The sequence below is a fragment of the Pseudomonas sp. PONIH3 genome (genome assembly GCF_002934345.1).
Taxonomy (GTDB): Bacteria; Pseudomonadota; Gammaproteobacteria; order Pseudomonadales; family Pseudomonadaceae; genus Aquipseudomonas; species Aquipseudomonas soli.
The window spans coordinates 1,476,265-1,498,437 of sequence record NZ_CP026386.1 but is presented as its reverse complement, the minus strand read 5'-3'; the positions used below and the strand labels follow the sequence as shown (position 1 = coordinate 1,498,437).

The window sequence follows — 22,173 nt, the reverse complement described above, 5'->3', positions numbered from 1 at the left end:
TATGAAATGATGGCCCCAGGACGAATATAGTGCGCATTATGCCCCAAGCGTGCTCTGTATGGGCCTCGTTCGACGGAAAAGCGCCGTTGTGCGCCGGAAACTGTTAAAGTGCCGCGCGTAATTAATTGAGAGGATTGTTTCATGGCTACCAACCGTTCCCGTCGCCTGCGCAAGAAACTGTGCGTGGATGAATTCCAGGAGCTGGGTTTCGAACTGAACCTGGGCTTCAAGGAAGACCTGTCCGATGAAGCCATCGATGCCTTCCTCGATGCTTTCCTGGCTGATGCCATGGATGCCAACGGCCTGGACTATGTTGGCGGTGATGACTTCGGCCTGGTCTGCTCCGTCAAGCGTGGCTCGGTCAGCGAAGAGCAGCGCGCCGCTGTCGAAGCCTGGCTCAAGGGCCGTAGCGAGCTGACCAATATTGAAGTCAGCCCGCTGCTGGATGCCTGGTATCCGGAAAAGCCGATCAACCCGGCTTCCTGATTGATGTCGGCGGTACGTCCTGTACCGCACTCATCCCACCTTGGCCAGGTGCTGTAGCTGCCTGGCCAGGGCGTTCTCCACGCGGCGCATATGCCGCGCCAACACCTGACGACGCCTTCGCAGTTCGGCCAGGGGTACGTCCGTTACCTCCAGCGCTTGGCAAGCCTCGATCAGCGCCCGCGCATTCAGCATCCGTCCCGCGCTGAGGATCTTGTGTGCCTGCAGGGCCAGCTCGTTGCCGTTGTGCTGAGGATCTATGGCCATCAGGATCTTCAGGTCCTGACGCAGGCTCAGCAGCAGGGTTTCCAGGATGCGGTCGCGGTCGGCGAGGTTGTCGCCGACGATGGTCGAAAGGCCTTTGAGGTTAAAGCCTGTGGCCGGTCCATGGCGGTGGACGCACTGCCGGGCAAGCGGCGTGATGGCCCTCAAGCGTTGCCCCAGCACCTGCAGGCCGATGGGTTTGAGCAGGCAATCATCCATGCCGGCGTCGAGGCACTGCTGGCGTACCTCGGGCTGGGCGTTGGCGGTATAACCGAGAATGGTGCAGCGCGGTCGGTCATGCAGGCGCTCCTCCGTGCGTACGGTCCGGGCCAGTTCGTAGCCATTCATCTGTGGCATGTTGCAGTCCACGATCAGCACATCGAAACAGCCTTCACGCCATTTGCGCAGCCCTTCGCCGCCCTCTTCGGCGCTTTCCTGCTTCAGGCCCAGGTAGTTCAACTGCTGGGCCATCAGCAGCAGGTTTGCCGGGTGGTCGTCGATTACCAGAATGTTCAGTTGCTCGTCCGGTGGCAGGATTTGCGCCATGGGGCGCGGCAGGTCCGCGACCGGCTCGACACACTGCAATGGCATCACCAGGCGCACGCGGGTGCCGACACCTTGCAGGCTTTGCAGGGTCAGTTCGCCCCCCATCATCGCGCACAAGTCACGGCTGATCACCAGCCCCAGCCCCGTGCCGGCCCTGGCGCCGTCGCTGTAGGGGTTGGCCTGCACGAAGGGGGAAAACAGGCGCTGCAGGTCCTTCTCATGAATTCCGATACCGCTGTCGCGGACCTCCAGGTCAAGCACCGGCAACGTCGGTTCGCCGTCGGTGCGCAGCTTGACGGTGATGCGTACCTGCCCCTGCTCGGTGAACTTGATCGCATTGCTGACCAGGTTCGACAGGACCTGCTTGAAGCGCAGCGGGTCGAGCAGCGCATGGCAACGGGCCTCGCGGGCAATCACCACATCCAGCACCAGCCCCTTGTGTCTGGCCAGGCCGTCGAACACCCGCCCGACCGATTCGACCAGTGCCGCGAGGTCGACGGGTTCGGGCGCCAGGGACATCTGCCCGGATTCGATCCGGGCAATATCCAGGATGTCGCCGATCAAACCCAGCAGATCGTTGGCCGAATGGTGCGCGACTTCTAGCGCGGGGCGATCCAGCTTACCCTGCTCGGCGCGCTTGAGGGCCAGCTCCAGCATGCCGATGAGGGCATTCATCGGCGTACGGATCTCATGGCTGATGGTGGCCAGGAACGTGCTCTTGGCCCGGTTGGCGTCATCGGCCTGCTGCTTGGCCAGGCGCAGGTCCTGGACCAGGTTACGGCGCTCGCTGATGTCGATCCAACCGCCGATGATTCCTTGCATTTCGCCCAGCGAGTCGCGGTAGGGCAGGATCCAGTGATAGATCGTCAGGTCGCGGTCTTTCAGGTGCAATGGGCGATCGAGAATCAACGGGGTTCCCTGTGCCATTACCCGCTGGTAGTCGTCCTGCACCTGCTGGGTATAGTCACAATCGCCATAGGGGGCGTCTTCCAGGCGTTTGCCCAGCACCTGTTCGCGGCTGGCGCCGACCGCTTGCAGATAACTGTCGTTACAGCTTTGCAGGCGGCCCTCGCGATCACGCACATACATGGGGTGGGGGGTGCCGTTGAGCAGGGCGCCCATGAATTCCAGCTGGTCGTTCAACGCCCGTTCGGCCCGTTGACGCTGCTTGATTTGACGGCGCAGCCGGGCATTCCATATCAGCGCCAGGACCAGGAGTACGGCGATCACCCCGCCCACCTGCAGGATCACCCGGAGGTAGCTGCGCCAGTAAGCGTCGTCACGCAGGCCGTGGTCGCGCCAGCGGCTGTTGATCACCCCCAGTTCCTCCGGCGAGATGCTCAGCAACGCCTTGTCGAGGATCGAGCCCAGCTCGCTGGCGTCGGGGGCGGTGGCCATGGAAAAGGCAGCGGGTTCCGTGCCGACCGTGCTGCGGATGACCAGGTTATTGCTGGTGGCGAGCATGTGGTTGGCGTCGATCAGGGTGGCGATTGCCGCGTCCACCGCGCCGCTGCCCAGCAGCACCATGGAATAATAGGTGCTTTCGGTGGCAACCTGGTGGATCCGCGGGTGGCGAGCGGCAAGCAGGGCGGCCACGGTGCTGTCGCGGGGAACGGCGACCCGCTTGCCTTTGAGCTGCTTGAGGCTGTTGGGTTGGTCGGCGCCGCTAGGGGTCACCAGCACATAGGCGCTCTCCAGATAGGGGCGGCTGACCTGCAAAGGGTTGCCCCGGCGTGCCTCGGTGGACAAGCTGGCAATGATATCGGCACGCCCGGATTCGAGCTGGTCGATCATGTCGCCGTCGCCACTGGCGCGGCGGATCTCGAAGCGAAGCCCGGTGCGTAGGCGAATGAGCTCGAGCAGGTCGGCGACTATCCCGCGCAGGCGATCATTGCTGTCGAAGAACGTCAATGGCGCTGCGGTGTCGTTGACCACCACGCGCATGATCGGGTGTTGGCTCAGCCACAGCTCTTCGCGTGTCGACAACTGCAGCTTGCGGTCGGTCAGCAAACTGCCGCTGCTGGCGCTCCAGCGTTTGAAGATATCGTTGCGGGTAATGCTGGACTGCGCGTCAAGCGCGGCATCCACCAGGGCCTTGAGGACAGGCTCGCCCTCGCGCATGGCAAAGCTGAAGCCTACGGCTTCGTGCTTGCCGAAGTTGGCCATGCGCACATGCGGCAGGTGGCCCTGGCTGATCAGGTAGTGAGTCGAGATGGTGTCGCCAATGAACACGTCGGCCTGTTCGAAGGCCACGGCGTTCAGGGCCTGGGTGGATGACTCGAAGGTCAGGAGCTCGGCCTTGGGGTAATTGGCGTGGATTTCCCCTGGCGGCAGGTAGTGATACAGCATGCTCAGACGCATGCCCGCCAGGCCGGTGTCTAGCGCACGGCTCTCGTCCTCGCGGGTCACCAGCACGGGTTGGTCAATGGCATAGGGGCGCGACAGCGCCAAGCCCTGGGTAACGGCTTCGTAACCGTTGGCGCTGCCCAGCAGATCGATATGGCCGCTCTTTAGCGCCGCCACGGCCGCCGGGCGGCTGGGGAAACGCTGCACGCGTACAGGCAGGCCAAGGGCGCTGCCGATCAAGCCGGCGTAGTCGGCGGTCAGCCCTTGGTATTCGCGTCCACCCGTGGCGATATCAAAGGGTGGATAATCAGGCGCCGAGGTGCCCAGCACCAGCTCCTTGCGCTGTGCGAGCCAGTCGCGCTGGGCCGCTGTCAAGGGCGGCCGGACCGAGGTCGGCGCCGAGCGGCTGAGCAAGGTGTAGGTGCGGCCCAGGTCGACGGTCACGCCGCCACCCTGCAGCGGTGTGCCCAGGCAGAGCAACAAGATAGCGATGTACCTCCACGTCATCATTTCAAACCAGTGCGTTGCGCTTGGCGACATCGATCAACTCTACCAATGTGCTGGCGCGCAATTTGTGCATGAGGCGTTTTTTGTAGGTGCTGACGGTCTTGTTGCTGAGGAACATGCCCTTGGCAATTTCCTTGTTGCTGCGGCCCTGGGCAAAAAGTTGCAGGACCATCAACTCCCGGTCGTTGACCTGGCGGAACAGTTCCAGTTCCTGGTTGCTGCCTGTTGGCGGTGGATTGAGTGCCTGGCTGGGAAAGTAGTTGTAGCCGGACAGCACGGCCTTGATGGCGCTGAGCAACTCGCTGAGATCTTCCTGTTTGCACACATACCCGGCCGCGCCGGAATGCATGCAGCGCACCGCGAACAGTGCCGGGGATTGCGCCGTCAGCACCAGAACCTTCAACGGAATGGCCATGGCCTGCAGGCGCGACAGCATTTCCAGGCCATCGAGCTTGGGGATGCTGATGTCCAGTATGACCAGGTCTGGTGGGGTCTCACGGATAAGCTGCATGGCGTCAACGCCATTGTCCGATTCACCGACCACCCGGTATCCCTGGTTCTCCAGCAACATCCGTATCGCCAAGCGTATAACGGGATGGTCATCAACAATAAAGACTGAGTGCATATTCAACATTCCAGCTGCAGGTGAAGGCAGCCGGCACATTAGCTCAGTTGCATGGCGGCGGGCAGGGAGGTAAGTGCCAAATGCGGGATATAGGAATTAACTTACAGCGCCCGTGAAACTTTGCTACGACAGTTGTAGATATTGGCGGGCTTTTATCAGGAGTTGATAACTTTCGCCCGGGGTGGGGGTGGGTAAGTTTATTTATAAAAAAATGGTTTAGGAAATTTCATACAAATTAAACGTGGGGCGGCAAACATTCGTCTGCCGCCTCGTCTAGGTTACTTCGGGCTGGAGCGCCCGGTCATTTCCTGGGCCATTTCACTGGCGTAGCTATCGGTCATGCCGGCGATGAAGTCGATCATGCGCAGGAACGCGTCATGCAGCGAACCTTGAGGGTCGGGGGCATTGTTGCCGATCAGGTCCAGCACCCGCCGGCTCTTGAACGACGGCGTGCGCCCACCGTGCTGCTCCAGAGCCGCGCCACAGAACGTGTTGAGCAGGATCTCCAAGGTCGTGTAGGCGCCGATCTCGTGCAGCGTCTTGCGCTTGTCCTGGAAGATCTTCTTGCGTGCCATGTCCTTGGCCTGGAGCACGCAGCGTTGCGCGGGGCCGTGCATGTGTTCTACCAGGTCACCGGCCAGTCGCCCGGCAAGCAGAGCTTTCTGTTGTTCGACGAAAGCCTGGGCGGCGGCATTGGTCAGGTGCTCGATGGCCTTGCCGCGCAGGATCGCCAGTTTGCGCCGACGTGACTCGCCCGGGCCCAGCAGGCGATAGGTTTCCGGCAGGTCGTCACCCACCAGGTCCAGCAGCAGCGCTTCGACCTCGGCGTACTGCAGCAGCTCCATTTCCAGCCCGTCCTCGAGGTCGATCAAGGCATAGCAGATGTCGTCCGCGGCCTCCATCAGGTACACCAAGGGATGGCGCGCCCAGCGTTGGTGTTCGAGCTGAGGCAGACCGAGCTTGCCGGCGATCTGCTCGAGCAGCCCCAGTTCGCTCTGGTAGCAGCCGAACTTGTGTTTCTTGTAGCCCAGTGCGTCGGCGTGGCGCGCAGTCCAAGGGTACTTGAGGTAGGCGCCCAGGGTCGCATAGGTCAGGCGCATGCCGCCGTCGAATTGGTGGTATTCGAGCTGTGTGAGGACGCGAAACCCCTGGGCGTTGCCTTCGAAATTGAGAAAGTCGCCGCGCTGCTCGTCGCTCATGTCGTCCAGCCAGCCCCGCCCCGCGGCCTGCTGGAACCAGTGACGAATGGCATCCTCCCCCGAATGACCGAATGGCGGGTTGCCGATGTCGTGGGCCAGGCACGCCGACTGCACGATCATCCCCAGGTCGCTGGGCTCGCACCAGTCTGGCAGTTGGCCCCGCAGGGTTTCGCCGACACGCATGCCGAGCGAGCGGCCGACGCAACTGACTTCCAGGGAATGGGTGAGGCGGGTGTGGATGTGGTCATTGCTGGACACCGGGTGCACCTGGGTCTTGCGCCCCAGGCGGCGAAAGGCGCCGGAGAAGATGATGCGGTCGTGATCCTTGTGGAAAGGACTGCGTCCGAGCTCCTCGGGGCTGTAGAGGGCCTTGCCCAGTCGTTCGCGGGTCAGCAGGGTTTGCCAGTCCAAGGCGTGGTCTCCCATCGTAGAGTCGGGATAGCTTCCTGTGTCCGGCGCGCCCGCGCAAGGGCTGGGCGCGCTCGGGCTTCAGCGGCGGCGGCTGAGCATCAGGCGAATCAAGGGTGCCAGGCTGGCACCCAGGCGTACCAGACGCGTCAGGTTGCCGCTGCGCACGCCCTTGCCGGTCAGAAAGCCCAAGGCAACCACGGCGCCAATGCCCCACAGCGAGCCATGCTTGACTCCCAGGCCGTCACCGAACGAGCCACCCATGCCACGCAGGCGTCGCACTGGTTCAAGCAACTGCCCGGATTCTTGACGGATTTGCTGGCGATGCATTTCCATGCGCAGGCGCAACAGCGCCTTGCGCAGTTCTCGCGGGTTACGAGTGTTGGGGAGTTCTGGCAGGCTCATGGCAGCAGGCGCTCCCGATCCTTGGCCAACTCCTCGAGGGTGGCGTTGAAGGGCGAGGACTCGTCGAACACCGCAGCTTTCAAGCGCAGGCCGCAGTACAGCGCGGCGATCCCGTAGAAGGCGCACAGGCCGATGATGCCTGCCAGGCGATAGCTGTCCCACAGCAGCACCAGCACCAGGCCCGACAGGGCGGTAAGCAGCAGCAGGGCGAACACCAGCGCCAGGCCGGCGAACAACAGCAGACTCAAGGTACGGGCCTTCTGCTCCTGCAACTCGATTCCGAACAGCTCGATATGGCTGTGCAGCAAGCCCAGCACGGCCGCGCCCAGGCGCCTGCCGGAGGCGCCCGTGCCGATGGCTTCGTTGTCCATGAAGGTTCCTCAGCGCTTGGCCAGCAGACCGATCAGCAGGCCGACGCCGGCGGCGATGCCGATAGCCTGCCACGGGTTCTCCTGCACGTACTGCTCGGCGCTGCCCAGGGCCGCCTGGCCACGGGCGCGCACCGAGTCCTGGGTCAGTTGCAGGGTTTCGCGAGCCTGGACCAGGCGATCGTGGATCTGCTCGCGCAGTTCATCGGCCTGGTCGCCGGCCAGGTTGGCCGTGTCGGCCAGCAGTTTTTCGGTGTCGCGGACCAGGGCCTGGAAGTCAGCCATCAGTATGTCTTGTGCAGTCTTTGCCGATTTGCTGGCCATGAGTGGGCCTCTCCCTGTGGATGTGTGTGGCTATTTCGAGTGATCGATGACGCGGAAGGTTCAGCGGGATGTGTTGGTACAGCGCTTGCTAAAAAGCGGTGCGTGTCTGCCTTAGGCTGCGCCGAAATCATGCGCCCATGAGTCGGACACCGTTAAACCTTAACCCAATCCACGACAAACCCAAGAAAAAACCACGCAGGCAGCTGCCAACTCACCGAAACAGGGCAGGGGCCTGGCACCGATGCGGTGCATGGATGCCGGTTCTTGAACTGTCCTGGTGCTTTTTGCAGGTCTGCCCTACATGGAAAATACCCATAGCGCGATGGACTCACTGGTCCACGGCTCCAACACCTTGTTCATCCTCATGGGCGCGATCCTGGTCCTGGCAATGCACGCGGGGTTCGCCTTTCTCGAGGTCGGCACGGTGCGGCACAAGAATCAGGTAAACGCACTGTCGAAGATCCTCAGCGATTTCGCGATATCCGCGCTGGTGTACTTTTTCATCGGCTACTGGATTGCCTATGGGGTGAGCTTTCTGCAGCCTGCCGCGGCTCTCGCCGATGACCATGGCTACGCCCTGGTCAAATGCTTTTTCCTGCTGACCTTCGCCGCGGCCATCCCGGCCATCATTTCCGGTGGTATCGCCGAGCGGGCGCGCTTTGCGCCACAACTGTGCGCGACGGCGTTGATCGTGGCGTTCATTTATCCGTTTTTCGAAGGCATCGTTTGGAACGGCAACTTCGGCCTGCAGGCCTGGCTGCATATGCGCTTCGGGGCACCCTTCCACGACTTCGCCGGCTCCGTGGTGGTGCACGCCATGGGGGGCTGGCTGGCGCTGGCCGCGGTGCTGCTGCTGGGCGCGCGCCGCGGCCGTTACCGAGACGGCCGGCTGGTGGCGTTCGCGCCCTCCAGCATACCGTTCCTGGCGCTGGGGTCGTGGATCCTGATCATCGGCTGGTTCGGCTTCAACGTCATGAGCGCCCAGACCCTGCAAGGGGTGAGCGGGTTGGTGGCGATCAACTCGCTGATGGCCATGGTCGGTGGCACCCTGTCGGCCTTGCTGGCCGGGCGCAACGACCCGGGGTTCCTGCACAACGGCCCGTTGGCCGGCCTGGTGGCGGTGTGCGCAGGTTCCGACCTGATGCATCCTCTGGGGGCGCTGGTGACCGGCCTTGTGGCCGGCGGGTTGTTCGTCTGGTGCTTCACTGCCGCGCAGAATCGCTGGAAGATCGACGACGTGCTGGGGGTATGGCCGCTGCACGGGCTGTGTGGCGTTTGGGGTGGCATCGCCTGCGGCTTGTTCGGGCAGGTGGCCCTGGGTGGGCTGGGTGGTGTCAGCCTGGTCAGCCAGCTGTTGGGCAGTCTGGCGGGGGTACTGGTCGCCCTGGCCGGTGGCTTCGCCGTGTACGGGTTGATCAAGGCGTTGCATGGCCTGCGTCTGAGCCATGAGCAGGAGTTCCAGGGCGCCGACTTGTCTGTGCATCGAATCGGCGCCACCAGCCAGGATTGAGGCACGTCAGGTGCACGCAGGCGCAGGCGGACCTAGAATGAGCATCCCTTCCTGCGATTTTGCGGATAGAAGCATGCTGCCTGAAACCCAATTGTTCGGCACCCTCGGGTGCCATCTGTGCGAAGTGGCCGAAGCCATGCTGATGCCATTCGTCGAGCACGGCTTGTTGGTCGAGCTGGTCGATATCGCCGAGGACGAGGTGCTGTTCGAACGCTACGGCCTGGTCATCCCGGTACTGCGCCGCTGTGACACCGGCGCCGAGCTGGGCTGGCCGTTCGATGCCGAGCAGGTGGTGGCCTTCCTTGGTTGAGCGGCGGCGCATTGACGGCGCGGTGGCTGGCTACGTATGCTGTATATAAATACAGTATCCAAGGTGAAACCATGCTCAATGTCGAGCAACTCAAGTACAGCATCAACCACATGGCCCCCGAGCGTGTGTGCGAGGCGGTGCTGGAACTGCGCCTCGATGGCATCGTCACCGACGAGCGCACACCGTTCGGCAAGGTCCATTTCAATACCTGTTTCGCCGAGATCGAGGCGCTGTTCCAGCGCGCCGGTTTTCACCGCCCGCTGGATGTGGTGGGCTACCAGGGAATGAGCTACGCCCTCTACGATCCGGGGCGCTGGGACGCGGTTCAGGTGCTGCGCTGGCTAAAGGCGCGTTGCGAGCCGGCGTGCGAGGCTGGTTGAGGTACGCCGGGTAGGGGATAATGCCTGCCCCTGCTTGACCGAGCCTGATGATGACCACGCCTTTTGACCCCGCCCGCCAGCAAGCCAGTACCGTATGCCTGCCTCCGGGGCCCTGGGCCAACGTGCTCGACTGCCTGTGCGATCATTTCAAGGGCATCGCGCGTGAGCAGTGGCTCGATCGCTTCGCCCGAGGGCGGGTATTGAATGCCGAGGGCCAGCCCATTGCAGCGGACACCCGCTATCGTAGGGGGATGCGCCTCCACTATTTTCGTGAAGTACCCAATGAAAAGGTGATCCCGGTGCAGGAAGAAATCCTGCATGTGGATGAGCACCTGGTGGTGGCAGACAAGCCGCATTTCCTGCCTGTGACGCCTACCGGCGAGTACGTCGAGCAGACCCTGCTGCGTCGGCTGATCCGGCGCCTGGACAACCCGCACCTGGTGCCGCTGCATCGCATCGACCGGCACACTGCCGGGCTGGTGCTGTTCTCTGCCAATCCGCAGAGCCGTGGCGCCTATCAGCGTCTGTTCCCCGAGCGGCGTATCGACAAGCATTACCAGGCCATTGCCGCGGCCATGCCGCAGCATGATTACCCGTTGGTGCATCGCAGCCGTCTGGTGCATGGCGAGCCGTTCTTCCGCATGCATGAGGTGGAAGGAGTCGACAACAGCGAAACCCATGCCTGTGTGCTGGAGAAAAATGGCGATCTGTGGCGCTATGGCCTGTCACCGGTCACCGGCAAGACCCACCAGTTACGCGTTCATATGGCGGCGCTGGGCGCGGGGATCTGCAACGATCCGTTCTATCCGCAACTGGTCAACGAGCAGGATGATTACGCACGACCACTCAAGCTGCTGGCCCAAAGCCTGCGTTTCGAGGATCCGTTGACGGGTGAGGTGCGTTACTTCGAGAGCCGGCTGAAGCTCGACTGGTAAAAACATCGCCGGCAAGTCGGCTACCACAGAGATGGCGCTTGGCCTGAGGGCTTCGCGGTCAGTGTGGGAGCCGGCTTGCCGGCGATGCGCCGCTTAAGCGGCGCCTTTTGCCATCAGCGGTTGAAGCGCTCCACCAGCGAGTACTGGGTACCCGCCGTGCTGGTCAGCTCTTCGCTGAGCAGCGCCGAGCGCTGGGCCTGGCCGGCGGTCTGGTCGGCGAGGTCGGCGATGGTGCTGATGTTGCGGCTGATCTCCTCGGCCACCGCGCTCTGCTCTTCGGTGGCCGCGGCGATCTGGGTCGCCATGTCGGTGATGTTGGCCACGGCCTCACTGATGCCCACCAATGCCTCGTCGGCCTGCATGACCCGCTCGACACCTTCCTGGGCCTGGCGATGGCCGGTCTCCATGGTCTGCACCGCGTTGTTGGCAGTCTGTTGCAGCTTGGCGATCAGTGTGTGGATCTGCCCGGTGGATTCAGCGGTGCGCTGGGCCAGCTGGCGGACCTCATCTGCCACCACGGCGAAGCCGCGGCCCATCTCACCGGCACGCGCCGCTTCGATGGCGGCGTTGAGCGCCAGCAGGTTGGTCTGGTCGGCGATGCCCTTGATCACATCGACCACGCCGCCAATCTCGTCGCTGTCCTTGGCCAGTTGAGTGACGGTCAGCCCGGTTTCGCCCACGGCAGCCGACAGCCGCTCGATGGCATCACGGGTTTCGCCGGCGATATTGCGGCCCTGGCTAGTCAGGCGATTGGCCTCCTGCGTCGCGTCTGCGGTGCGCTGGACATGGTTGGCCACTTCCTGGGTGGTGGCTGCCATCTGGTTGACGGCGGCAGCCACCTGCTCGGTCTCCACGCGCTGACGCTCCAGGCCCGTGGAGCTCTGGTGGGCGAGGGTGTCGGACTGGCGGGCCTGGTCGCTGAGCTGCTCGGCGCTGTCCTGCAGCCGGGTCAGGCAGGTCTTCATGCGTGCGTCCTGGCTGAGCATGGCCATTTCCAGGCGTGCCTGGACGCCGCGGCTGTCGGTATACATCTGCGCGATCAGGGGGTCGGAAGTGGTCTGCTCGGCCAGGCGCAGCAAGCGCTTGAGGCCCCGTTGCTGCCAGCTCAACCCAAGCAGGCCGAGCGGCACCGACAAGCCGGCGGCCAGGGCAAAGCCCCAGGAGTGGCCAAGCCAGTTGCCGATCAGGAAACCGATCTGGCTGACCAGGATGAACGGCAGCCAGTCCTGCAGCACCGGCAGCCATTTGTCCCGTTTCGGGATGGCCGACTTGCCCTGGTTGATGCGCTGGTACAGCGCCTCGGCGCGGCGGATCTGCTCGGCCGTGGGCTTGACCCGCACCGACTCGTAGCCGACCACCTGGTTGCTGTCGAAGATTGGCGTGACGTAGGCATTGACCCAATAGTGGTCGCCCGACTTGCAGCGGTTCTTGACGATGCCCATCCACGGCAGGCCCTGCTTGAGGGTCTGCCACATATGGGCGAACACGGCGGCCGGGACGTCGGGGTGGCGCACCAGATTATGCGGTGCGCCCATCAGTTCTTCGCGGGAAAACCCGCTGATCTCGATGAAGGCATCGTTGCAGTAAGTGATCACGCCTTTGGCGTTGGTGGTGGAGATCAACCGCTGCTGGGCAGGGAAAGTCCGTTCTCTCTGGGTAATCGGCTGGTTGTTACGCATTGGCTGTTCAATCCGCAAGGCTTTCGACGGGTATCGGCAAGCCTCTGGTTTTATTGAATGAATATTTGACTGCCTTGATCTACGGCAAGGAGCCATCGGTGTGGTTGAGCTATCGCAACCATCCTGATCGCAGCCATTGCCTTCAATATTGCAGTTTTCTTTATAAATTATGACGAATAAGTCTGATCATGACCGATTGTTCAGCTCGGGGCCAGCATCGGGTAGCTGAACAGGGCGAAGTGCGCCAGGTTGACGCAGGCATGGCACGCGACTGCCGCAGCCAACCCTCCATGGCGATAGGCCAGACCATATCCCACCCCGGCCAGGGTGGCCAGATAGAACCACTGCCAGCCGCCAGCCAGGTGCGCGAGGCCGAACAACAGTGCGGCGAGCAGCAGGGCCAACCCCTCATGCTTGAACAGACGTTGCAGGCCGCCCTGGATATAGCCACGGAACAGCAGTTCCTCGGTCAGGCTCACCAGCAGCAGGTTGTTGGCCAGCCACAGCCAGGCCTGGTCAGGCCACTTCGGTGCCCAGGCCACCAGGCCCAGGGTCCAGGCGCCACCCAGGCAGGCGAACAGGGTAAGGGGCAGGATCAGCGCCAGGCTCATGGCCAGGCCGCGAGCGCGCAGCATTACCAGCCAGGGGCAGGCCAGCAGCAGCCATAGGCCGATCAGCGGCTTGTCGAGGTTCAGGTACATGGAGAAGGGCACCGCGCCTTCGCTGAGGACGGCCTTGTCGATGACGCGGGCGCCATGGAAGCCGGGCAGCCAGTGCAGCGCCAAGGCGATGGCGAGAACGACGAAGAGCAGGTGGCCGAGGGTCTGTTGCCAGCGGACCTGGCGGCGCGCCAGCAGGCCGCTGCAGAACAGGGCGAGCAAGGCGGGCAGGGCGATCAGGCCGATACTGCCGTGGGTCAGTGCGAGGGTGTAGCCGAGGCCGAGCAGGAGCAGGGCGATCCAGTGGAGACGGGGCATTGGGTTTCCTTGTGCCGGTGGGTCCATGGAGGGTAGGACTCAGCCAAGCGGCTTCAGGACACCATGCTTTGCAGGAACAACGATATGAAGGCGCAGGCATGGGAGCGGGGCAACCCCGCTCCCACGACAGCCCGCACCAAAGGCGCGGGCGCGAGCAGTGAGTTCCTACCCTGCGATCAATTGCCGCAGCACATAATGCAGGATCCCCCCCGATTTGAAGTATTCCACCTCATTGAGCGTATCGATCCGGCACAGCACCTCGATCTGTTCCTGGCGCCCATCCTCGCGGGTAATGCGCAGCGGCAGGCTCATGCCCGGGCGGATCTGCGCATCGGTCAGCCCAAGCACATCGATGCGCTCGCTGCCGGTCAGCCCCAGGCGCTTGCGATCGTCCCCCGCCTTGAACTGCAGCGGCAGCACGCCCATGCCCACCAGGTTGGAGCGGTGGATGCGTTCGAAACTTTCCGCCAGCACCGCCTTGACCCCCAGCAGGTTGGTGCCCTTGGCCGCCCAGTCACGGCTGGAACCGGTGCCGTATTCCTGCCCGGCGATCACCACCAGCGGCGTGCCATCCTTCTGGTAACGCATGGCGGCATCGTAGATCGACAGCTTTTCACCGCTGGGCACGTACAGGGTGTTGCCACCTTCCTCGCCGCCGAGCATTTCGTTGCGGATGCGGATGTTGGCGAAGGTACCGCGCATCATTACTTCATGGTTGCCGCGACGCGAACCGTAGGAGTTGAAGTCACGAGGTTCCACGCCCTTGTCGCGCAGGTAGCGCCCGGCCGGGCTGTCGGCCTTGATGTTGCCGGCCGGTGAAATGTGGTCGGTGGTCACCGAATCACCGAGCAAGGCGAGGATGCGTGCGTTGCGCACATCAGCGATCTCCGGCAGTGGGCCGCCGATGTCGTCGAAGAAGGGCGGGTGCTGGATATAGGTGGAGTCGTCCTGCCAGACATAGGTCGCGGCCTGTGGCACCTCGATCGCCTGCCATTGGGCATCGCCGGCGAACACCTCGGCGTATTCCTTGTGGAACATGCGGGTGTCGACATTGCTGACCGCCTCGGCGATTTCCTGCTGGCTTGGCCAGATGTCGCGCAGGTACACGGGCTTGCCGTCCTTGCCGGTGCCGAGCGGGTCCTGGCTGAGGTCGACGCGCACGCTGCCGGCCAGGGCGTAGGCCACCACCAGCGGCGGCGAAGCCAGCCAGTTGGTCTTGACCAGCGGGTGTACCCGGCCTTCGAAGTTGCGGTTGCCCGACAGCACCGAGGCGACGGTGAGGTCGGCGCTGCCGATGGCTTGCTCGATGGCCTCGTCCAGGGGGCCCGAGTTGCCGATACAGGTGGTGCAGCCATAGCCGACCAGGTCGAAACCGAGCTGGTCGAGGTAGGGTGTCAGGCCTGCGGCCTTGTAGTAGTCGGTGACCACCTTGGAGCCGGGGGCGAGCGAACTCTTCACCCAGGGTTTTCGTTGCAGGCCTTTCTCCACGGCTTTCTTCGCCACCAGCCCGGCGGCCATCATCACGCTGGGGTTGGAGGTGTTGGTGCAGGAGGTGATGGCGGCGATCACCACCGCGCCGTCGCGCAGGGTGTGGGTCTGGTTGTCGTGGGTGTAGTCGATCTCGCCGGCCTGGTCGGCATTGCCCACCGCCACGCCACCGCCGCCTTCGCTTTCGAGACGACCGACCTCCTTGGCCAGGGGCTTGGGTTGCAACTCGATGAAGTGGTCGAAGGCTTGGCGTACCTGGCCCAGGGCAACGCGGTCCTGCGGACGCTTCGGCCCGGCCAGGCTGGCTTCAACCTCGTTCATGTCCAACGCCAGGGTGTCGCTGAACAGCGGCTCCTGGCCGGGCAGGCGCCACAGACCCTGGGCCTTGCAGTAAGCCTCGACCAGTTGCACGGTTTCCTCGGGGCGGCCGGACAGGCGCAGATAGTCCAGGGTCACCTGGTCGACCGGGAAGAAGCCACAGGTGGCCCCATACTCGGGGGCCATGTTGGCGATGGTCGCGCGGTCGGCCAGCGGCAGGTCGGCCAGGCCGTCGCCATAGAACTCGACGAACTTGCCCACCACGCCCTTCTTGCGCAGCATCTGTGTCACCGTCAGCACCAGGTCGGTGGCGGTGATGCCCTCGCGCAGCTTGCCGGTGAGCTTGAACCCGATGACTTCGGGGATCAGCATCGATACCGGTTGGCCAAGCATGGCCGCCTCGGCTTCGATTCCGCCCACGCCCCAGCCGAGCACGCCCAGGCCATTGATCATGGTGGTGTGCGAATCGGTGCCGACCAGGGTGTCGGGGAAGGCATAGGTGTGGCCGTCCTCTTCGCGGGTCCATACCGTGCGGCCCAGGTATTCAAGGTTGACCTGGTGGCAGATGCCGGTGCCCGGCGGCACCACACGGAAGTTGTCGAAGGCGTTCTGGCCCCAGCGCAGGAAGGCGTAGCGCTCACCGTTGCGCTGCATCTCGATGTCGACGTTCTGGGCGAACGCGGCCGGGGTGGCATAACGGTCGACCATCACCGAGTGGTCGATCACCAGGTCCACCGGCGACAACGGATTGATCCGCTGCGGGTCGCCGCCGGCCTTGGCCATGGCCGCACGCATGGCGGCCAGGTCGACCACCGCCGGCACGCCGGTGAAGTCTTGCATCAGCACCCGAGCCGGGCGGTACTGGATCTCGCGGTCGGAGCGGCGCTCCTGCAGCCAGGCGGCCAGGGCCTTGAGGTCGTCGCCGGTGACGGTCTTGCCGTCTTCCCAGCGCAGCAGGTTCTCCAGCAGTACCTTGAGCGACATGGGCAGGCGTTGCAGGTCGCCGAGCTGGCGGGCGGCGTCGGGCAAGCTGAAATAGTGGTAGGCGCGGTCGGCCACCTGGAGGGTCTTGAGGGTTTTCAGGCTATCGAGCGAGGGCATTTACAACTCCTTGTGCTCCGGTGCCCGGCGACTGCGGGTTGCTCGCCGGTGTCACCGCTCTGGACCAGTCCGCACGGCACGGACCTGGCTGAACAGTCAGGTTAGACCGGTTTGCCGGTCCCGACCCTTTTCTGGACCGATGGGGCGTGTCGCTGGTTCCCGACTTCCTTTATCATTCGCCGCCCTGGCGCCGTCTGCGCCAGTGATGTGGAGTGAGAAATGAATACCCTGTTCATGCATTGCCGGCCCGGCTTCGAGGGCGAGGTCTGCGCCGAAATCAGCGAACACGCCGCCCATTTGGGCGTGCCCGGCTATGCCAAGGGCAAGCCGCAGAGTGCCTGCGCCGAGTTCGTCTGCACCGAGCCCGGTGGCGCCGAACGCATGATGCAGGCGCTGCGCTTTTCGCAGCTGATCTTCCCGCGCCAGTGGGCCCGCGGCACGTACGTCGAGCTGCCGGAGACCGACCGTATCAGCGTGCTGCTCGAGCACCTGGCTGCGCTGCCGGTGTGCGGCAGCCTGTGGCTGGAGGTGCTCGACAGCAACGAGGGCAAGGAGCTGTCGACCTTCTGCCGCAAGTTCGAGGTGCCGCTGCGCAAGGCCCTGGAGAAGGCCGGCCGCCTGGTCGATGACGCCCGCCGTCCGCGTCTGCTGCTGACTTTCATCAGCGGCCGCCGGGTCTTCCTCGGCCTGGCCGAAGCCGACAACTCGGCGCTGTGGCCGATGGGCATCCCACGCCTGAAGTTCCCCCGAGAGGCCCCGAGCCGCTCGACCCTCAAGCTCGAGGAGGCCTGGCACCAGTTCATCCCGCGCGAGCAATGGGACGCGCGCCTGAACGACGACATGACGGGTGTCGACCTGGGCGCCTCGCCCGGCGGCTGGACCTACCAGTTGGTCAAGCGCGGCATGCTGGTGACCGCCATCGACAACGGGCCGATGGCCGAGAGCCTGATGGATACCGGCCTGGTCACTCATCTGATGGCCGACGGCTTTACCTGGCAGCCGAAGCAGACGGTGGACTGGATGGTCTGCGATATCGTCGAGAAGCCGGCGCGCACCGCTTCGCTGATCGAGACCTGGCTGGGCGAGGGCTTGTGCCGCGAGGCGGTGGTCAACCTGAAGCTGCCGATGAAGCAACGCCATGCCGAGGTTCGCAAGCTGCTGGATCGCATCGAGGCTGGGTTCAAGGCGCGCAAGGTGAAGGTGTCGATCGCCTGCAAGCAGCTGTATCACGACCGTGAGGAAGTCACTTGCCATCTGCGCCGGCTGGACCTGAAGCCGCGCTGAGCCGATCGCGGGGCAAGCCCTCTCCCACCGTACCCGGCTCTTGCGGGGGTGGGCTTGGCGCCCCTCGGCCGATACGCCACAATGACGAGCATTTTGCGGAGCCTTTCATGACCGATTTCACCCACGACGCGATCCTCGACGCCACCGGCCTGAACTGCCCAGAGCCGGTGATGATGCTGCACAAGCATGTGCGCGAGCTGGTATCCGGCGGCGTGCTCAAGGTCATCGCCACCGACCCGTCGACCCGCCGCGACATCCCCAAGTTCTGCATCTTCCTCGGCCACGAGCTGCTCGGCCAGGAAGAAGACGCCGGAACCTACCTGTACTGGATCCGCAAGAAGGCCGACTGAGCCCGCCGCGATCGCGCTACACTGCGCTCCCCTGACAGGAGAGCGCCATGCTGATAGTTGCCGACGAGAATATCCCGCTGCTCGATGCCTTCTTTGCCGGTTTCGGTGAAATCCGCCGTTATCCCGGCCGGGCCATCGACGCCGCCTGCGTCAAGGACGCCGACGTGCTGCTGGTACGCTCGGTGACTCGCGTCGATCGGCAACTGCTCGAGGGCAGTCGGGTACGCTTTGTCGGCACCTGCACCATCGGCACCGATCACCTCGACCTCGAACATTTCGCCGAAGCCGGTATTAACTGGAGCAGCGCGCCGGGCTGCAACGCCCGTGGCGTGGTGGACTACGTGCTGGGCAGCCTGCTGACCCTGGCCGAGCTCGAGGGGGCCGACCTGGGCAAGCGCGTCTACGGCGTGGTCGGCGCGGGTGAGGTCGGCGGGCGGCTGGTGCGGGTGCTGCGCGGTCTCGGTTGGAAGGTGCTGGTGTGCGACCCGGTGCGCCAGGCCAGCGAGGGCGGCGACTTTGTCGATCTCGAGACGATCCTCGAACAATGCGATGTGATCAGCCTGCACACGCCGCTGCAACGCGGCGGCGAGCACCCGACCTGGCACCTGCTCGACCAGCCTGGCCTGGCGCGCCTGCGTGCCGGCGCCTGGCTCATCAACGCCAGCCGTGGACCGGTAGTGGACAACGCGGCCCTGCGCGAACTGCTGCTGGATCGCGAGGACGTGCATGCGGTGCTCGACGTGTGGGAGGGCGAGCCGCAGGTGGACCTGGCGCTGGCCGATCTGTGCACCCTGGCCACGCCGCATATCGCCGGTTACAGCCTGGATGGCAAGCAGCGTGGCACGGCGCAGATCTACCAGGCGTTCTGCCGCTGGCAGGGCTTGCCCGAGCAGGTGCGACTGGCCGACCTGTTGCCGGCGACGGGCTTGGCGCTGATCGAGTTCGACGCCAGCGCGGAGCCGGGGTGGACATTGGCCACCCTGTGCCGCGCGGTGTACGACCCGCGTCGCGACGATGCGGATTTTCGTCGCAGCCTCAGCGACGACTCGGCCGAGCAACGCGCCGCGTTCGACCTGCTGCGCAAGCATTATCCGGTGCGCCGTGAAATCGAGGGATTGGCCGTACGGCTGCGGGGGGAGGCGCCGCAACTGGCGCAGGTGGTCAGCGCGTTGGGGGCGGTTCTGGTGTGATGGCGGTCGTGGGCCAAGTCCTTACCCGCAGTTGAGGCTGGGGCACACAAAGAAAAACCCGGCGCAGGCGCCGGGTTTGCACGCAATTCAAGGGGGGTCAGTCCTTGCGGACTTTCTCTACCCGACTGTCTTCCAGGTCTTTGCAGGCTTTCTGGATCATCTGTTCTGTGATCGGGACTTCGCGGCCTTGGGCATCGATGATCGAGCCGCAAACCTGAGGTTGCGGGCGCGTCTGGGTAGTGGCCGTATTGGTGTGCTGCAAGCTCATGTCCTGTCTCCTCTTTCAGGTTCAAGCTCAAGGTAATGCTTCGCCGTGACTGGTCTGTGACAGCTTGTTAGGCGTCTTGCCAAATCAGTCCAACAGAAAGCGCGGCAAAGCTCCAGTACCGGGTTAGAACGATTGGGCATAGTCACTACTGCCCCGCTCGATGATGGGACGGCGACACAATCCCAGGGTTGCAGAAGGCCGACGAGTGGTAGTCTTGTGCTATCCCCCAGCCGAATGGCCTTGCCATGCCTGATCCAATCTCTTCTCGCCAGCGCCGGGCCCTGCACCTGGGCTGGCAGTTCGTCCGGCCCTACCGCCGCCAGGCGCTGCTGGCCTTGCTGGCGCTGGTGGTCACCGCCGCCATTACCTTGTCCATGGGGCAGGGCATCCGTCTGCTGGTCGACCAGGGCTTCATGACCGGCTCGGCGCACCAGCTCAACCAGACCATCGGCCTCTTCATGCTGCTGGTGGTGGCGCTGGCGGTGGGGACCTTCGCCCGTTTCTACCTGGTGTCGTGGATCGGCGAGCGCTGCGTGGCCGATATCCGCCGGGCAGTGTTCGACCACCTGGTCTGGCTGCATCCGGGGTTCTTCGAGGACAACCGTAGTTCGGAGATCCAGTCGCGGCTGACTGCCGACACCACTCTGCTGCAGTCCGTCATCGGCTCGTCGCTGTCGCTGTTCCTGCGCAATGCGCTGATGGTGGTCGGCGGGGTGATCCTGCTGTTCGTCACTAACCCCAAGCTGACCAGCATCGTGGTGCTGGCCCTGCCCCTGGTGCTGGCGCCGATCCTCCTGTTCGGCCGGCGCGTGCGCAGCCTGTCGCGGCAGAGCCAGGACCGGGTGGCCGATGTGGGCAGCTATGTCGCCGAGACCCTTGGCCAGATCAAGACGGTGCAGGCCTACAACCACCAGGCGCGTGACCAGGCACTGTTCGGTGACACCGTGGAGGCGGCGTTCGACGTGGCGCGGCGGCGTATCGCTCAGCGTGCCTGGCTGATTACCCTGGTGATCGTGCTGGTGCTTGGCGCAGTGGGGGTAATGCTCTGGGTGGGTGGCACGGATGTGATCGCTGGGCGCATCTCGGGTGGCGAGCTCGCCGCGTTCGTGTTCTACAGCCTGATCGTCGGCAGCGCCTTCGGCACCCTGAGCGAGGTGATCGGCGAATTGCAACGGGCCGCCGGTGCCGCCGAGCGCATCGCCGAGCTGCTGGCGGCGCAGACGGCGATCCTGGCGCCGTCACAGCCGGTGGGGTTGGCGCACGGGCGTACCAGTGGCGACATCGAACTGCGCGAGGTGCGCTTCGCCTACCCGTCACGGCCCGCAGTGGCGGCCGTCGACGGCCTCAGCCTGCATATCCGCCCCGGCGAGACTTTGGCGCTGGTCGGCCCGTCGGGGGCTGGCAAGTCGACCCTGTTCGACCTGCTGCTGCGGTTCTACGACCCGCAAGGTGGCGCGATTTTGCTCGATGGCCAGCCGATCACCGGGCTGGCACCTGTCGACCTGCGTCGCCAGTTTGCCCTGGTAGCCCAGCAGCCGGCGCTGTTTCGCGGCACGGTCGAGGCCAATATCCGCTACGGTCGGCCCGAGGCCAGCCTGGCCGAGGTCGAGGCGGCTGCGCGCGGTGCCCATGCCCATGAATTCATCATCCAGCTGCCCCAGGGCTACCAGACACCCTTGGGCGAGGGTGGCGTGGGCTTGTCCGGTGGTCAGCGCCAGCGCCTGGCGATCGCCCGGGCGCTGCTGGTGGATGCGCCGATTCTGCTGCTGGATGAAGCCACCAGCGCGCTGGACGCACAAAGCGAGTATCTGATCCAGCAGGCATTGCCACAACTGATGGCCGGGCGCACCACTCTGGTCATCGCCCACCGCCTGGCGACGGTGCAGCATGCCGACCGTATCGCGGTGATCGACAAAGGCCGACTGGCGGCCGTCGGGACCCATCGACAACTGATCGAGCAAAGCCCACTCTACGCCCGCCTGGCAGCACTGCAATTCAACTCGGGCTGAGTGTCTTGCTGTCGCTGTTCTGTAACAAATCTGTAGCAATTGCCTGAGACTATCTGCCTCGGCTGTTGCGCAGGTGCTTGCCCTGGTTGCCATCCCACGATGGCGGCGTTGATGGGGCAGCGAACGAGGACAAGGAGGCCTCTGTCGGCGGTGCCGGCGTGCGTCGTTTCCCTCTTCCTTGTTCCGAGATCGCAATCTTGCGTAAATCCCTCAGAGTCCAAATTCTCTCCCTGCTCGGTGGCAGCCTGGTGGCGATCCTGTTGATCGCCCTGGTGTGCTTCCAGTTCCTGTCCTCCAGTGTGCGCGGCTACGCCGAGCTGGTGGACGGACCGTTGCGTGCCTCGCAGCTGATCGACGAAGCCAACCTGCAGTTCAAGATCCAGGTGCAGGAATGGAAGAACGTGCTGCTGCGTGGTCGCCAACCGGCGGAGCTGGACAAGTACTGGCAGCAGTTCCAGGCCCGCGAGCAGCAGGTGCAGCAATTGCTGGGGCAATTGATCGACAGCAGCGATCCGGCGCTCAAGGCGCGCCTGGAGCAGCTCAAGGCCAGCCACCGCCAGCTGGGTTCGGCCTACGAGCAAGGGCGCCAGGCATTCCTGGCTGCCGGTGGCGACCCGGTGGCCGGCGACCTGGCGGTCAAGGGCGTGGACCGCGCCACCAGCGACCAGATGAGTGCTCTGGTGGAGCAACTGCGCGCCGATGCCCACGGGCGTGCCGACGCCATCAGCGCCAGCGCCGAGCGAACGGTGTGGTTGGGCGTTCTGGTGATGCTGGCCTCGGCCGTGCTGGTCGGGCTGTTCAGCCTGTGGTTGGTCAACCGCAGCCTGGTCGAGCCAATCCGCCAGTTGATCGACTACGTCGCCCAGCTCAGCCAGGGGCGTTTCGCCGCCCGGGTCGAC

19 protein-coding genes and 1 pseudogene are annotated in these 22,173 nt (G+C 64.2%); 10 read left to right on the top strand and 10 right to left on the bottom strand.

Annotated features, from left to right (window positions below):
* Positions 1 to 141 precede the first annotated feature (141 nt).
* Positions 142 to 486, top strand: a complete 345-nt coding sequence (locus C3F42_RS06805; protein WP_094010569.1) for a YggL family protein — start codon at positions 142 to 144, stop codon at positions 484 to 486.
* 30 nt (positions 487 to 516) lie between these two features.
* Here the strand turns inward: C3F42_RS06805 and C3F42_RS06800 are convergent, their stop codons facing one another.
* The 6 genes from C3F42_RS06800 to C3F42_RS06775 form a co-directional block, all read right to left on the bottom strand.
* Complete coding sequence (locus tag C3F42_RS06800; RefSeq protein WP_104444217.1) at positions 517 to 4,149, bottom strand: transporter substrate-binding domain-containing protein; 3,633 nt, start codon at positions 4,147 to 4,149, stop codon at positions 517 to 519.
* A 1-nt stretch (position 4,150) separates the two neighbouring features.
* Positions 4,151 to 4,771, bottom strand: coding sequence for a response regulator transcription factor (locus tag C3F42_RS06795; RefSeq protein WP_031315749.1), 621 nt, complete (start codon positions 4,769 to 4,771; stop codon positions 4,151 to 4,153).
* Between the two features lie 278 nt (positions 4,772 to 5,049).
* Complete coding sequence (locus tag C3F42_RS06790) at positions 5,050 to 6,381, bottom strand: deoxyguanosinetriphosphate triphosphohydrolase (protein ID WP_031315750.1); 1,332 nt, start codon at positions 6,379 to 6,381, stop codon at positions 5,050 to 5,052.
* Positions 6,382 to 6,459: 78 nt separating this feature from the next.
* The gene (locus C3F42_RS06785) at positions 6,460 to 6,783 is read right to left on the bottom strand and encodes a hypothetical protein (protein WP_038705731.1); all 324 of its coding nucleotides are present in this window, start codon (positions 6,781 to 6,783) and stop codon (positions 6,460 to 6,462) included.
* Positions 6,780 to 7,154, bottom strand: a complete 375-nt coding sequence (locus C3F42_RS06780; protein ID WP_023631677.1) for a phage holin family protein — start codon at positions 7,152 to 7,154, stop codon at positions 6,780 to 6,782. Before C3F42_RS06780 ends, C3F42_RS06785 begins: the two co-directional genes overlap by 4 nt.
* A gap of 9 nt (positions 7,155 to 7,163) precedes the next feature.
* The gene (locus C3F42_RS06775; protein WP_023631678.1) at positions 7,164 to 7,475 is read right to left on the bottom strand and encodes a YqjD family protein; all 312 of its coding nucleotides are present in this window, start codon (positions 7,473 to 7,475) and stop codon (positions 7,164 to 7,166) included.
* Between the two features lie 301 nt (positions 7,476 to 7,776).
* Between C3F42_RS06775 and C3F42_RS06770 the strand changes: the two genes are divergently transcribed.
* The 4 genes from C3F42_RS06770 to C3F42_RS06755 all read left to right on the top strand — a co-directional run bounded on the left by C3F42_RS06770 (position 7,777) and on the right by C3F42_RS06755 (position 10,610).
* The gene (locus C3F42_RS06770; RefSeq protein ID WP_104444216.1) at positions 7,777 to 8,985 is read left to right on the top strand and encodes an ammonium transporter; all 1,209 of its coding nucleotides are present in this window, start codon (positions 7,777 to 7,779) and stop codon (positions 8,983 to 8,985) included.
* 73 nt (positions 8,986 to 9,058) lie between these two features.
* Entirely contained in the window at positions 9,059 to 9,295 is a 237-nt protein-coding gene (locus C3F42_RS06765) for a glutaredoxin family protein (RefSeq protein ID WP_023630966.1), read from the top strand.
* Positions 9,296 to 9,366: 71 nt separating this feature from the next.
* Positions 9,367 to 9,675, top strand: coding sequence for a hypothetical protein (locus tag C3F42_RS06760; protein ID WP_023630967.1), 309 nt, complete (start codon positions 9,367 to 9,369; stop codon positions 9,673 to 9,675).
* A gap of 50 nt (positions 9,676 to 9,725) precedes the next feature.
* Complete coding sequence (locus C3F42_RS06755) at positions 9,726 to 10,610, top strand: pseudouridine synthase (RefSeq protein WP_094010566.1); 885 nt, start codon at positions 9,726 to 9,728, stop codon at positions 10,608 to 10,610.
* 113 nt (positions 10,611 to 10,723) lie between these two features.
* Here the strand turns inward: C3F42_RS06755 and C3F42_RS06750 are convergent, their stop codons facing one another.
* The 3 genes from C3F42_RS06750 to acnA all read right to left on the bottom strand — a co-directional run bounded on the left by C3F42_RS06750 (position 10,724) and on the right by acnA (position 16,173).
* Positions 10,724 to 12,289, bottom strand: a complete 1,566-nt coding sequence (locus tag C3F42_RS06750; RefSeq protein ID WP_023630969.1) for a PAS domain-containing methyl-accepting chemotaxis protein — start codon at positions 12,287 to 12,289, stop codon at positions 10,724 to 10,726.
* 200 nt (positions 12,290 to 12,489) lie between these two features.
* Positions 12,490 to 13,266 carry a type II CAAX prenyl endopeptidase Rce1 family protein gene (locus C3F42_RS06745; RefSeq protein ID WP_023630970.1) on the bottom strand — a complete coding sequence of 259 codons (777 nt, stop codon included), beginning with the start codon at positions 13,264 to 13,266 and terminating at the stop codon, positions 12,490 to 12,492.
* 165 nt (positions 13,267 to 13,431) lie between these two features.
* On the bottom strand, positions 13,432 to 16,173 hold the full coding sequence (gene acnA, locus C3F42_RS06740) for an aconitate hydratase AcnA (RefSeq protein WP_104444215.1): 2,742 nt from the start codon (positions 16,171 to 16,173) through the stop codon (positions 13,432 to 13,434).
* A gap of 219 nt (positions 16,174 to 16,392) precedes the next feature.
* Here acnA and rlmM point away from each other — a divergent pair, with 219 nt between their 5' ends.
* From rlmM to pdxB, 3 genes are all read left to right on the top strand, one after another.
* A complete protein-coding gene (gene rlmM / locus C3F42_RS06735) occupies positions 16,393 to 17,457 on the top strand; it encodes a 23S rRNA (cytidine(2498)-2'-O)-methyltransferase RlmM (RefSeq protein WP_038705734.1) in 1,065 nt (354 codons plus the stop codon).
* A gap of 107 nt (positions 17,458 to 17,564) precedes the next feature.
* The gene (tusA, locus tag C3F42_RS06730; protein ID WP_023632607.1) at positions 17,565 to 17,807 is read left to right on the top strand and encodes a sulfurtransferase TusA; all 243 of its coding nucleotides are present in this window, start codon (positions 17,565 to 17,567) and stop codon (positions 17,805 to 17,807) included.
* A 47-nt stretch (positions 17,808 to 17,854) separates the two neighbouring features.
* Positions 17,855 to 18,997, top strand: coding sequence for a 4-phosphoerythronate dehydrogenase PdxB (pdxB, locus tag C3F42_RS06725; protein WP_094010563.1), 1,143 nt, complete (start codon positions 17,855 to 17,857; stop codon positions 18,995 to 18,997).
* Positions 18,998 to 19,094: 97 nt separating this feature from the next.
* Here the strand turns inward: pdxB and C3F42_RS29605 are convergent, their stop codons facing one another.
* Positions 19,095 to 19,265: a PA1571 family protein gene (locus C3F42_RS29605; protein ID WP_023631968.1), complete on the bottom strand. Its 171-nt coding sequence runs from the start codon at positions 19,263 to 19,265 to the stop codon at positions 19,095 to 19,097.
* 245 nt (positions 19,266 to 19,510) lie between these two features.
* On the opposite strand from C3F42_RS29605, the gene C3F42_RS06720 reads away from it, so the two are divergent.
* Both C3F42_RS06720 and C3F42_RS30195 read left to right on the top strand, forming a co-directional pair.
* Complete coding sequence (locus tag C3F42_RS06720) at positions 19,511 to 21,274, top strand: ABC transporter transmembrane domain-containing protein (protein WP_094010562.1); 1,764 nt, start codon at positions 19,511 to 19,513, stop codon at positions 21,272 to 21,274.
* A gap of 668 nt (positions 21,275 to 21,942) precedes the next feature.
* Positions 21,943 to 22,152: pseudogene (locus C3F42_RS30195) on the top strand (methyl-accepting chemotaxis protein); the annotation flags it as partial.
* Positions 22,153 to 22,173 lie beyond the last annotated feature (21 nt).

What these genes read in the sequence shown, in the direction of transcription:
- C3F42_RS06805 (WP_094010569.1), top strand. Translation starts at nt 142, where the DNA reads ATGGCTACCAACCGTTCCCGTCGCCTGCGCAAGAAACTGTGCGTGGAT.
- C3F42_RS06800 (WP_104444217.1), bottom strand. Translation starts at nt 4,149, where the DNA reads ATGATGACGTGGAGGTACATCGCTATCTTGTTGCTCTGCCTGGGCACA.
- C3F42_RS06795 (WP_031315749.1), bottom strand. Translation starts at nt 4,771, where the DNA reads ATGCACTCAGTCTTTATTGTTGATGACCATCCCGTTATACGCTTGGCG.
- C3F42_RS06785 (WP_038705731.1), bottom strand. Translation starts at nt 6,783, where the DNA reads ATGAGCCTGCCAGAACTCCCCAACACTCGTAACCCGCGAGAACTGCGC.
- C3F42_RS06780 (WP_023631677.1), bottom strand. Translation starts at nt 7,154, where the DNA reads ATGGACAACGAAGCCATCGGCACGGGCGCCTCCGGCAGGCGCCTGGGC.
- C3F42_RS06775 (WP_023631678.1), bottom strand. Translation starts at nt 7,475, where the DNA reads ATGGCCAGCAAATCGGCAAAGACTGCACAAGACATACTGATGGCTGAC.
- C3F42_RS06770 (WP_104444216.1), top strand. Translation starts at nt 7,777, where the DNA reads ATGGAAAATACCCATAGCGCGATGGACTCACTGGTCCACGGCTCCAAC.
- C3F42_RS06765 (WP_023630966.1), top strand. Translation starts at nt 9,059, where the DNA reads ATGCTGCCTGAAACCCAATTGTTCGGCACCCTCGGGTGCCATCTGTGC.
- C3F42_RS06760 (WP_023630967.1), top strand. Translation starts at nt 9,367, where the DNA reads ATGCTCAATGTCGAGCAACTCAAGTACAGCATCAACCACATGGCCCCC.
- C3F42_RS06755 (WP_094010566.1), top strand. Translation starts at nt 9,726, where the DNA reads ATGACCACGCCTTTTGACCCCGCCCGCCAGCAAGCCAGTACCGTATGC.
- C3F42_RS06750 (WP_023630969.1), bottom strand. Translation starts at nt 12,289, where the DNA reads ATGCGTAACAACCAGCCGATTACCCAGAGAGAACGGACTTTCCCTGCC.
- C3F42_RS06745 (WP_023630970.1), bottom strand. Translation starts at nt 13,266, where the DNA reads ATGCCCCGTCTCCACTGGATCGCCCTGCTCCTGCTCGGCCTCGGCTAC.
- acnA (WP_104444215.1), bottom strand. Translation starts at nt 16,173, where the DNA reads ATGCCCTCGCTCGATAGCCTGAAAACCCTCAAGACCCTCCAGGTGGCC.
- rlmM (WP_038705734.1), top strand. Translation starts at nt 16,393, where the DNA reads ATGAATACCCTGTTCATGCATTGCCGGCCCGGCTTCGAGGGCGAGGTC.
- tusA (WP_023632607.1), top strand. Translation starts at nt 17,565, where the DNA reads ATGACCGATTTCACCCACGACGCGATCCTCGACGCCACCGGCCTGAAC.
- pdxB (WP_094010563.1), top strand. Translation starts at nt 17,855, where the DNA reads ATGCTGATAGTTGCCGACGAGAATATCCCGCTGCTCGATGCCTTCTTT.
- C3F42_RS29605 (WP_023631968.1), bottom strand. Translation starts at nt 19,265, where the DNA reads ATGAGCTTGCAGCACACCAATACGGCCACTACCCAGACGCGCCCGCAA.
- C3F42_RS06720 (WP_094010562.1), top strand. Translation starts at nt 19,511, where the DNA reads ATGCCTGATCCAATCTCTTCTCGCCAGCGCCGGGCCCTGCACCTGGGC.